Source organism: Micromonospora sp. ABR4_055, assembly GCF_056160425.1.
In genome coordinates, this window is the sequence record NZ_JBSWXD010000199.1 from 1 (window position 1) to 10,381 (window position 10,381).

Below are 10,381 nucleotides of genomic sequence, written 5' to 3' on the forward strand. Positions count from 1 at the left end.
GTTGAGGGCCGCTCCCTGCGGGGAGCGGCCCTCAACTGTGTCTGCCCGCCGTACTTCGGTTGGGCGGCATCAGGGAGGATGGAGTCGTGAACCCAACTGGGCAGGATGGCGACCGACCTCGGCGCGCCGACGAACGATCCGGTCGTGCCGGCGGCTCCAGCCGCGGCTACGGCGGCAGCCGAGCCGACCGTGGCGACCAGACCCCGCGCCGGGACGGCCACGACACCGGGCGGCGCGGTGGTGAGCGCGGTGCGGGGCAGTTCCGTTCCGACCGCCGGCAACCGTTCCCCGACGAGCGTCGAAGTGGTGCCACCGGTAACGACGGTGACCGCCGCCGGGGCGGTTGGGACAGTGACCGCCGACAGCCCGACGACCGCAGGGCCGGCGGCCGTGACCGTGGCTACGTGCGCCGCGACGAGTCCGGCTCAGGCCGCGAACCGTCCGGTTTCCGCCGCCGCGACGATGGCGGTTTCCGGCGACGCGATGACAGCGCATCACGGGCGCCGCACCGGGACCGACGCGGCGACTGGGAGCCGGCCAGCCGCCGTGACGACGACCGCCGGGGCGGCCGAGGGGAACCCGGTGGCGCTGCGGGGGACCGAACCGGCGGTTTCCGCGGCGACCGTGGGCACCGGGCCGACGACGGCCGCCGCAGCGGGCCCCGCGACGACCGCGGCTTCCGCGGCGACCGCCGGACCACGGGTGGGGACGGTGGCGACCGTCGGCCCGACCGTGGCGGGTTCCGGGCCGGGGGACCTCGCGCACAGCATGCCGACGGTGAGCGTCGCTTCGATGCTGGGCGGGGACGGGATGAGCGGCGCTTCGAGCAGCGGGGCGGTGACCGACGCGCCGGGCAGGGAGACGAGCGGCGCGACCGTTCCTACGGTGATCGCCGGTCGGGCAGCTTTTCGACCCCCGGCCGACCGGTTGACCGGCGAAGCCCCCGCTCCGAGGAACGGCGCCCCCGATTCGGTGACGCCGGCCGGTCCCGTGACGACGGCGCGCCGGGGCAGTTCCGTAGGCGTACGGACGGTCCGACCGACCGGCCCTTCCGACGGGACCGTTCCCCGGAGGCCTCCGCCGCGCCGTACCGTCGGCGCGACGAGGACGGTGCCGACCGCGCGGCCGAACGGACGCCGCCGCCGGAGTTGTCCGACGACATCCTCGCCACCGATCTGCACACCGAGATCCGGGCCGAACTGCTCGGGCTGGCCCGACCAGTGGCCGACACGGTGGCCCGGCACCTCGTCGCCACCGGCCAGCTGCTCGACGAGGAGCCGGAGACGGCGCTCGCCCACGCCCTGGCGGCACGTCGGCTCGCCGCCCGCATCGCGGCGGTACGGGAAGCGGTCGGGCTGGCCGCCTACCGGGCCGGGCAGTGGCAGACCGCCGTGGCTGAGCTCCGGACCTACCACCGGATGACCGGACGTCAGACGCACCTCGCCGTACTGGCCGACTGCGAACGCGCCCTCGGCCGGCCGGAGCGGGCGATCGACATCTACCGTGGCGCGGATCGCGCCGGCTTGGACCCCGCTGCCGCCGTCGAGCTGCTGATGGTGGCTGCAGGTGCCCGCAGCGATCTTGGCCAGCCGGCTGCAGCGGTGGCGATGCTGCAGGTCCGGGAGCTGGCCGTGGAGTCCGCCGACCCCTGGGTCTGCCGGCTCCGCTACGCGTACGCCGACGCGCTGCTCAGCGCCGGGCGTAAGGACGAGGCCCGGGAGTGGTTCGCCCGAGCGGCCGAGGCCGACGCGGAGGCAGCAACCGACGCGACCGAGCGCCTTCTGGAGATCGACGGCGTGCTGCTAACCGAGGACGAGTCCGACGATGAGTCCGACGACGAGCCGGCCGCCACGTCGCACCCCAGCAGCTCACCTCCCCTGAGCGCGGAAGAAGAGCGGCCCTGATGACCCGAACCGACGACGCCACCGCTCCGCGCTGTGGGCTGTCCGCCGCATACGATCTGGTGATCTTTGATCTCGACGGGGTGATCTACCTGATCGACCGGCCCCTCCCTGGGGTGGTAGAGGCGGGGGGTTGGCTGCGGCAGGCCGTCTTCCCGGTCGCGTACGCGACGAACAACGCCTCCAGACGTTCGACCGACGTCGCCGCGTTGCTCAGTGGCATGGGAGTGTCGGCAACTGCCGACGAGGTGGTGACCTCGGCCGGTGCGACCGCCGCGCTGTTGGCACAGCAGTACGGTCCAGGTGCCAAGGCGCTGGTGGTGGGCGCGGACGCGCTGCGTGACGAGCTCACCGAAGCCGGGTTGGCCCTGGTCGCGTCGGCCGATGACAAGCCTGCGGTGGTGGTTCAGGGGTATGGCCCCGGGATCGGGTGGGCCGACCTGGCAGAGGCATCGGTGGCGATCAGGGGCGGTGCCGACTGGGTGGCGACGAACACCGACCGGACCCTGCCCAGTGCCCGGGGACCACTGCCCGGTAACGGCTCACTGGTCGCCGCGCTGCGCACGGCGCTGAACCGGGAGCCTGACCAGGTCGTCGGCAAACCCGAACCGGGTTTGTTCGTCGGTACCGCTCGGCGTGCTGGTGCCGAACGGCCGCTGGTGGTCGGTGACCGGCTGGATACCGACATCGAAGGGGCGAACCGCGCCGGCATGGCGAGTCTGCTCGTGTTGACCGGGATCAGCGACGCTCGGGAACTGCTGGCCGCCCCGCCGGCACGCCGGCCGACGTACCTGGCGGCGGACCTCGCCGGCCTGTTCGCGGCCGATGCCGCCCGGCCAATCGACGACGACCCGACGGACGGTGCCGGGTGGCAGGCCTACCGCCACGGCCCGGCGGTGCTCGTCCTCGACGGCACCGGCGATGACAGCGCGCAGGCGCTGCGGATACTCTGCCGGCACGCCTGGCAGGGTGACCCGGTGACCGAGGTGCGATCCGGGTCCGCCGTAGCCGAATCGGCGCTGCGTGACCTGGCGCTGGCGTGACCCGACGCGCTGAGGTGATTCGCCGCGGGACGCGGCCTACGCTGACCGGGGACCGGGTCGGCGGGTGAGCCGGGCCGGCGGACCTGGCCACGGAGCGGGGCGGTTCACAGCAGCTTCCTGAGCTTCAGCAGGTCGAACGGGCTGGCGCTGACCGACAGTTGTCGGGCCGCCAACGCGCGACCTACGTCGAGGTCGCCACGGACCAGCGCGAGTAGGTCGTCACTGCCGATGCTCATTGCGATCTTGGCCTTCGGGTCGTCCCCGTCGGCGAGGTCGACAAGACGACCATCGGTCAGCCGTCCGTGGAACGCGGTGCCGAGATCGGTGATCCGGCAGGCGAGGGTACGGTCAAGGTTGACTCGTTCGCGCACCTGGTCGGCGTTGCCGTCGAGCCGGGTGGCGAGCTCCCGCAGTGCCTGCCGACATTCGTCGACGCTGGCCACAATCGCACCTCCCGGGCTTCGTGTGGGTCGCGGCGGCCCGGCCGGACACCGCCGACCGGTGTTGCGCACAGGCACCGTACCGCACTGCGGCGTCGCGTCCCGGTAGCGTGTCAACCGAACATTTCCGCGGTGAAGGAGTCGGACCATGCGTGACGCCTGGCGGGCGTACCTGGAACTGGCCCTCGGCCTGACCGAGGCGTCCCGGAAGAAGGCCGAGCAGACCGCGCGGTCGTTGGTCGGCAAGGGCGGGGCGACCGCCGCCCAGCTACAGGCGGTGGCGGAGGACCTGCTGTCGGCCGGCACCGCGAACCGTGAGTCACTCACCCGGCTGGTGCGGGTGGAGGTGGACCGGGCACTCGGTGTGGTGGGACTGGTCAAGGCCGAGGAGGTCGTGGCGCTGCGGGACCGGATCGACCGGCTGGAGGCCGAGATGGAACAGGCCCGGAGCCGGGTGGCTGCAGCTTCGGCCGCCGCCGCAACGGCCGAGGCGGCGGTTCCGCCGTCGGCCGAACCAGCCGTGGCCAGTAAGCCGGTGGCGAAGAAGACCGTGGCCAAGAAAGCCGTGGCGAAGAAGGCTGCGGCCAGCAAGACGGTGGGCCGCAGGTCCGCGGACGGCCCGGCAGGTGGGCAGTGACCGGCCCAGTACCGGGGCCACCACCCGGCGTCCGGGTCGTACCGGCGCCACCCGTCGCGACCATCGCGCTAGCGGACGGCACAGTCGACGGCACCGACGGCAGTGCCGACACCCGGACCGGGCACCCGGCGGTCGACGCGGTCATCGAGGCGGTCCGTAATGCCGCTGGTCTGCCGCCCGCCGACCAGATCGCCCAGTTCGAAGCAGCGCACGGAACCCTGCAGGAAGCCCTCGCCACCATCGACCAGGCCTGACCGGCCGAGATCCTCCCCGGAGTCGCATGGCACGCCGTAACCGCCTCGATGTGGAGCTGGTCCGCCGCGGGCTCGCGCGGTCCCGCGAACAGGCCGCAGAGTTGATTTCGGCCGGGCGGGTGGAAGTGCGCGGAGTCGCCGCCGTGAAGGCCGCTGCGATGGTCGACCCGGCGGAGGCCGTCCGGCTGCTCGGTGAGAACCCGGCGGACGGTTACGTCTCCCGGGGTGCGCACAAGCTGATCGGCGCCCTGACCGGGACCGCAGTCACGGTCACCGGCCGGCGTTGCCTGGACGCCGGGGCCTCGACCGGCGGCTTCACCGACGTGCTGCTGCGGCGAGGCGCGGCCGAGGTGGTCGCGGTGGACGTCGGCTACGGACAGCTGGCCTGGTCGCTGCGGGGCGATCCACGGGTACGCGTCCACGAGCGAACCAACGTCCGTACCCTCACCGCCGACCGGATCGGCGGCCCGGCCGGGTTGACCGTGGCGGATCTGTCGTTCATCTCGTTGCGGCTGGTCCTTCCCTCGTTGGTTGCCTGCACCGAGCCGGACGGCGATCTGCTGCTGATGGTCAAGCCACAGTTCGAGGTCGGCCGGGAGCGGGTCGGTTCCGGTGGGGTGGTGCGCGATCCGCAGTTGCGGGCCGAGGCGGTGCTCGCCGTCGCGCAGGCCGGTGCCCAACTCGGCCTCGGCGTGTCTGCGGTGGTCGCCAGTCCACTACCCGGTCCGCGGGGAAATGTGGAATTCTTCGTCTGGTTCCGGGCCGACGCGCCGCCCGTCGACCCGCTCCGGGTGAGGGCTATCGTCGACGCCGGTCCGGCCACGGAAGAAGGTGGAGCGCGGTGAACGCGACAGTCCCGACCGGCGGGGCGCCGGTGGCACCCCGCGGTGCCAGAGCGGCGCTGCTGGTCACCCACACCGGTCGGCGGCGCAGCACCGATCATGCCCGGACCGTCGCCGCCGACCTGATCGAGGCGGGTTTCGAGGTACGGGTGGTCGCCGAGGAGGCCGACGATCTGGATCTGCCCGGGGTGCACCCGGTCGGTGGTCCGGCGGCTGCCGACGGGGTGGAGATCGTATTTGCGCTCGGCGGTGACGGTACCTTCCTACGCGCCGCAGAGCTGGCTCGCCCGGCGAAGGCCCCGCTGCTCGGGATCAACCTCGGCAAGGTCGGGTTCCTGGCCGAGGCGGAGATCGGTGATCTGGACCGGGCGGTCCGGCAGGTGGTGGCCCGGGACTACACGGTGGACGAACGGTTGACCCTGGATGTGCGGGCCGAGTTGGAGTACGGCGTCACCATCGACTCGTGGGCGTTGAACGAGATCAGTGTCGAAAAGGGGCAGCGCGCCCAGATGCTGGAGCTGATGGTCGACGTGGACGGCCGACCGTTGTCGCGCTACGGCGCGGACGGGGTGGTCTGCGCCACGCCGACCGGGTCGACCGCGTACGCGTTCTCGGCCGGCGGTCCGGTGGTGTGGCCCGAGGTCGAGGCGCTGCTGCTGGTGCCGATCAGCGCGCACGCGCTGTTCAGCCGGCCGCTGGTGACCGCGCCGAGCTCCACCTTCGTCATCACCGTCGATCCGTACACCACGTTCGCGGTGCTCTGCTGCGACGGTCGGCGGGTCTATGACCTGCCGCCCGGCGCGCGGGTGACAGTCCAACGGGGCGACCTGCCGGTGCGGGTGGTCCGGCTGCATCCGCGACCGTTCAGTGACCGCTTGGTCGCCAAGTTCGATCTGCCGGTCAACGGTTGGCGGGGTAACCGGCGCTGACCGCCCCGGGTAGTCAACGTCGCGGCCCGCTACTACTGTCGGTGGCTGTGCTGGAAGAGCTGCGCATCACCGGGCTGGGCGTCATCGAGGACACCACGCTGCCGTTGACCGGCGGCATGAACGTGATCACCGGTGAAACCGGGGCCGGCAAGACGATGGTGGTTACCGGGCTCGGGTTGCTGCTCGGTGGCCGAGCCGACGCCGGGCGGGTCCGAGCGGATCCTGGCCGGGCGGTCGTCGAGGGCCGGCTGCGGCTGGTTGGTGCCAGCGGAGCCGTGGTGCGTGAGCGGGTCGTCGACGCCGGAGGCGAGCCTGACGAGGACGATGTTCTGCTGCTCAGCCGAACGGTGACCGCCGAAGGTCGGTCCCGGGCGCACATCGGCGGCCGCAGTATGCCAGTGTCGGTGCTGAGCGAGATCGGTGCTCAGGTGGTCGCCGTGCACGGGCAGTCCGACCAGTTGCGGCTGCTGCGCCCGGCTGAGCAGCGGGCGTCGCTGGACCGGTTCGCCGGGGCCGACCACGACAAGCTGCTCGCGGCCATGCGGGAGACGTACGGCCGGTGGCGCCAGATCAGCGACGACCTGGCCGACCGGCGGCGCAACGCCCGTGAGCGTAACCAGGAAGCGGACCTGCTCCGGCTGGGTCTCGACGAGATCACCCGGGTCGATCCGCAGCCGGGCGAGGAGGACGCACTCAAGGCCGAGGCGCAACGGCTGGAACACGCCGAAGGGCTGCGTACCGCCGCCCAGCTCGCCGCCCTCGCTCTCGCCGGCGGTACCGAACCGGCCGACGACACGCCGGACGCGACCGGTCTGCTCGGTACCGCCCGCCGGTCGTTGGAGGCACAGGCCGCCGTGGATCCGGCGCTCGGTGAGCTGGCGGCCCGGCTGACCGAGGCGGCGACCCTGGTCGGCGACGTGGCGGCGGAGTTGTCCGGGTACCTGGCGGCACTGGACGCCGACCCGCAGCGGCTGCAGGTGGTCTACGAGCGGCGGATGGCGCTGCGTGGGCTGACCCGCAAGTACGCCGACGACGTGGACGGGGTGATCAGCTGGGCGGAGCGGGCCCGGTCCCGGTTGGCCGAGTTGGACACCTCCGACGAGCTGCTGGACGAGCTGGACCGGGAACGTGCCCGACTGGCCGACGAGGTGGCGGAGCTGGCGGCCCGGGTGTCGGCGGCCCGCCGACAGGCGGCGGCGCGTTTCGCCGAGTTGGTGAGCGTGGAGCTGGCCGGGCTGGCCATGCCGCACGCACGGATCGAGGTCGCGGTGCTCGCCCGGCCGGCGGGCCGGGGCGAGCCGACGCTGACCGTCGACGGTGTCGACGCCGGCGTCGGCCCGGATGGCGCCGACGAGGTCGAGTTGCGGTTGCTGGCGCATCCGGGTGCGCCGCCGCTGCCGTTGCAGCGGGGGGCCAGCGGCGGTGAGCTCTCCCGGGTGATGCTTGCCATCGAGGTGGTGTTCGCCGGCGCCGGAGGCCCGCCGACGTTGGTGTTCGACGAGGTCGACGCCGGGGTGGGTGGGCAGGCGGCGGTGGAGATCGGTCGTCGGCTGGCCCGGCTGGCCCGTAGCCATCAGGTGCTGGTGGTGACGCATCTGCCGCAGGTGGCGGCGTTCGCCGACCGGCATCTCGTGGTGGCGAAGGACACCGGGGGGGCGGTGACGACCAGCGGTGTGCGGATGGTCGAGGACACCGACCGGGCGCGGGAACTCGCCCGGATGCTCGCCGGGCTACCCGACTCGGATCTGGGTCTCGCGCACGCGGAGGAGCTGCTCGCGGTCGCCGCTCGCGATCGACGGGGTTGACCTGTCGGGGTCGGCCCGGTGTGTCTGACCTGCCGGTAGTGGCACAGCGGGCATGTCGTGTCGGTGTTCACCGCCCAACATGCCAGGATGGTAGGGATGCGTTTACCCACCTTGCGCCGGGCTCGTAATCCCGAGCCTGGAACGATCTCCGGCACGGCACGGCTCGATCGCCGGACGAAGCGCCTTGTCGGTCGGCTCCGGCCGGGTGACATCGCGGTCATCGACCACGTGGACCTGGACCGGGTCGCGGCCGACTCGTTGGTCGCCGTCGGCGTGGCCGCGGTCCTCAACGCCAAGCCGTCGGTTTCCGGCCGGTACCCGAACCTCGGTCCGGAGGTGCTGATCCAGGCCGGTATCCCGTTGGTCGACGGCCTCGGTGAGGACGCGTTCGAGAAGATCCGCGAGGGCGACACGGTGCGGGTCGACGGTGCCGAGGTCTTCGTCGGCGACGACCAGGTGACGTCCGGGGTACGCCAGGACGCGGATTCGGTCGCCCGGGCGATGGCCGAGGCCAGGGAAGGACTCTCGGTCCAGTTGGAGGCGTTCGCCGCCAACACGATGGAGTACCTCAAACAGGAACGGGACCTGTTGCTGGACGGGGTCGGCGTACCGGACATCGAGACCAGGATCGCCCGCCGGCACTGCCTGATCGTGGTCCGGGGCTACGACTACAAGGCAGACCTGGACGTGCTGCGGCCGTACATCCGCGAGTTCAAGCCGGTCCTGATCGGCGTGGACGGGGGAGCGGACGCGCTGGTCGAGGCCGGCTACACCCCCGATATGATCATCGGGGACATGGACTCGGTCACCGACGACGTGCTGCGCTGCGGCGCCGAGGTGGTCGTCCACGCCTACCGCGACGGCCGGGCGCCGGGCATGGACCGGGTCCGCGAACTCGGGGTGGAGTCGTTGACCTTCCCGGCGGCGGCTACCAGCGAGGATCTCGCCATGCTGCTCGCCGACGAGAAGGGCGCGTCGTTGATCGTCGCGGTCGGTACCCACGCCACCCTTGTCGAGTTCCTCGACAAGGGGCGGGGCGGGATGGCCTCCACTTTTCTGACCCGGTTGAAGGTTGGCGGTAAGCTGGTCGATGCCAAAGGGGTGAGCCGGCTGTACCGGCAGAGCATTTCCGGCTCGTCGCTGCTGCTGTTGGTGCTCTCCGCGATCGCCGCGATGGCGTCCGCCGTGGCGGTTTCCACGGTCGGTAAGGCCTATCTCGGGGTGGCATCCGAGTGGTGGGACAATTTCGTCTTCCAGTTGGGTCAGCTCTTCTAGCGCGGCCGAAACTTCTGGTCAGCGCAGACGGATCGGAGAAGGCGGCAAGTGTGATCAACTTCCGTTACCACGTGGTGTCGCTCACCGCGGTGTTCCTCGCCCTGGCGATCGGCCTCGTGGTCGGCACCGCTGCGCTGAACGGCCCGGTTGCCGATTCTCTGAGCGACAACGTGAATGCGCTCCGCAAGGACAACACGCAGTTGCGGGAGACAGTCAATTCGCTGCGCGAGGAGGTCAACCGCGAGGAGGACTTCGTCGCCGAGGCCGCGCCGATCCTGCTCGCCGACAAGCTGGCCGGCCGCCGGCTGCTGGTGATCTGCCTGCCCAGCGGTCGGGACCACGCTGAAGGCGTGATGGCCGCGCTCGACCTCGCCGGAGCGACGCTGACCGGCCGGATCGACGTGCAGGACAAGTTCGTCAACCCCGACAACAGCGTGGAGCTGCTGGAGCTCGCCACGGCGGCGGCCCGCCCCACCATCCCCACCACCGGGTTGCCCGGCAACAGCGACGGGGTGGAGACCTCCAGCGCTCTGCTGGCCAGCGCGCTGGTCGACCGGGAGGAGCCGCCGGCGGTCGAACCGGCGGACCTCGCGGCGCTGCTCGACGCGTACGGCGACGCCGGCTACATCACCGTCGAGCAGGAGGTCACCGGACCGGCCGAAGCGGTCGTCGTGGTCAGCGGGCAGCCGTACGTCGACCGGGACGCCGCCAAGAAGGACGCCGCGGTGGTCACCATGGTGGTGCAGTTCGACCGGGTCAGCCAGGTCGTGGTGGCTGGCACCGGCTCCAGCGACGGGAACCTGATCTCCGCGGTCCGCAACGACCCCACGCTGACCCAGTCGATCTCGACCGTGGACAACGGCAACACGACCGCCGGCCAGGCGGTGACGGCGCTCGCCGTGGCCGAGCAGTTCACGCTCGACCAGGCCGGGCATTACGGGCTCGGCGCGGGTGCCACGTCGTTGATGCCGAAACGTCCTGAATAGCGCCCTGTCGACGGAGTGAGCCCCTGATGTCGAACCGTGGCCCGCTGAGCCTGTTACTGCTCGGTGCCGCCGGCACCGTCGCAGCCCGCGTCGCACTGCGCACCGCCAAGCGGGTCGCACCCCGTGGCGCACTGGAGCGCACCAACTTCCGGGGCCGCTCGGTGAGCCTCGCCGGCGGACCGGCGCTCGCCGCCGCCGCGTCGAACGCCACCGCGTTCTGAGCCCTTCTCTTCTACCCCCCTTACACTTCCACCAACCCTCTCCGGGTG

12 protein-coding genes and 1 pseudogene are annotated in these 10,381 nt (G+C 71.9%); 10 read left to right on the top strand and 3 right to left on the bottom strand.

Annotated features, from left to right (window positions below):
• Both ACXAHD_RS29125 and ACXAHD_RS29130 read right to left on the bottom strand, forming a co-directional pair.
• Positions 1-281 (bottom strand): hypothetical protein (locus ACXAHD_RS29125; RefSeq protein WP_475054629.1); only part of this gene is annotated, 281 nt, incomplete at its 3' end.
• Between the two features lie 213 nt (positions 282-494).
• Complete coding sequence (locus tag ACXAHD_RS29130; protein ID WP_281554637.1) at positions 495-1,181, bottom strand: hypothetical protein; 687 nt, start codon at positions 1,179-1,181, stop codon at positions 495-497.
• Positions 1,182-1,232: 51 nt separating this feature from the next.
• Between ACXAHD_RS29130 and ACXAHD_RS29135 the strand changes: the two are divergent.
• Together ACXAHD_RS29135 and ACXAHD_RS29140 are read left to right on the top strand one after the other, a co-directional pair.
• Positions 1,233-1,901 (top strand): annotated as a pseudogene (locus tag ACXAHD_RS29135) (tetratricopeptide repeat protein); the annotation flags it as partial.
• A 2-nt stretch (positions 1,902-1,903) separates the two neighbouring features.
• Positions 1,904-2,944, top strand: a complete 1,041-nt coding sequence (locus ACXAHD_RS29140) for an HAD-IIA family hydrolase (protein WP_475054632.1) — start codon at positions 1,904-1,906, stop codon at positions 2,942-2,944.
• A gap of 104 nt (positions 2,945-3,048) precedes the next feature.
• Here ACXAHD_RS29140 and ACXAHD_RS29145 read toward each other — a convergent pair whose 3' ends face one another.
• Positions 3,049-3,387 carry an SCP2 sterol-binding domain-containing protein gene (locus ACXAHD_RS29145; protein ID WP_281554639.1) on the bottom strand — a complete coding sequence of 113 codons (339 nt, stop codon included), beginning with the start codon at positions 3,385-3,387 and terminating at the stop codon, positions 3,049-3,051.
• 145 nt (positions 3,388-3,532) lie between these two features.
• Here ACXAHD_RS29145 and ACXAHD_RS29150 point away from each other — a divergent pair, with 145 nt between their 5' ends.
• The 8 genes from ACXAHD_RS29150 (at position 3,533) to ACXAHD_RS29185 (ending at position 10,333) form a co-directional block, all read left to right on the top strand.
• Positions 3,533-4,021 carry a phasin family protein gene (locus ACXAHD_RS29150; protein WP_281554640.1) on the top strand — a complete coding sequence of 163 codons (489 nt, stop codon included), beginning with the start codon at positions 3,533-3,535 and terminating at the stop codon, positions 4,019-4,021.
• On the top strand, positions 4,018-4,275 hold the full coding sequence (locus ACXAHD_RS29155) for a hypothetical protein (protein WP_281554641.1): 258 nt from the start codon (positions 4,018-4,020) through the stop codon (positions 4,273-4,275). Before ACXAHD_RS29150 ends, ACXAHD_RS29155 begins: the two co-directional genes overlap by 4 nt.
• A 26-nt stretch (positions 4,276-4,301) precedes the next feature.
• Positions 4,302-5,120, top strand: coding sequence for a TlyA family RNA methyltransferase (locus ACXAHD_RS29160; protein WP_281554642.1), 819 nt, complete (start codon positions 4,302-4,304; stop codon positions 5,118-5,120).
• Complete coding sequence (locus tag ACXAHD_RS29165) at positions 5,117-6,046, top strand: NAD kinase (RefSeq protein WP_370461427.1); 930 nt, start codon at positions 5,117-5,119, stop codon at positions 6,044-6,046. Before ACXAHD_RS29160 ends, ACXAHD_RS29165 begins: the two co-directional genes overlap by 4 nt.
• 47 nt (positions 6,047-6,093) lie before the next feature.
• Complete coding sequence (gene recN, locus ACXAHD_RS29170) at positions 6,094-7,851, top strand: DNA repair protein RecN (protein WP_281555565.1); 1,758 nt, start codon at positions 6,094-6,096, stop codon at positions 7,849-7,851.
• Between the two features lie 96 nt (positions 7,852-7,947).
• Positions 7,948-9,126: a putative cytokinetic ring protein SteA gene (gene steA, locus ACXAHD_RS29175; RefSeq protein WP_281554643.1), complete on the top strand. Its 1,179-nt coding sequence runs from the start codon at positions 7,948-7,950 to the stop codon at positions 9,124-9,126.
• Between the two features lie 50 nt (positions 9,127-9,176).
• Positions 9,177-10,112, top strand: coding sequence for a copper transporter (locus ACXAHD_RS29180; protein ID WP_281554644.1), 936 nt, complete (start codon positions 9,177-9,179; stop codon positions 10,110-10,112).
• Between the two features lie 26 nt (positions 10,113-10,138).
• The gene (locus tag ACXAHD_RS29185) at positions 10,139-10,333 is read left to right on the top strand and encodes a hypothetical protein (protein WP_475054637.1); all 195 of its coding nucleotides are present in this window, start codon (positions 10,139-10,141) and stop codon (positions 10,331-10,333) included.
• Positions 10,334-10,381 lie beyond the last annotated feature (48 nt).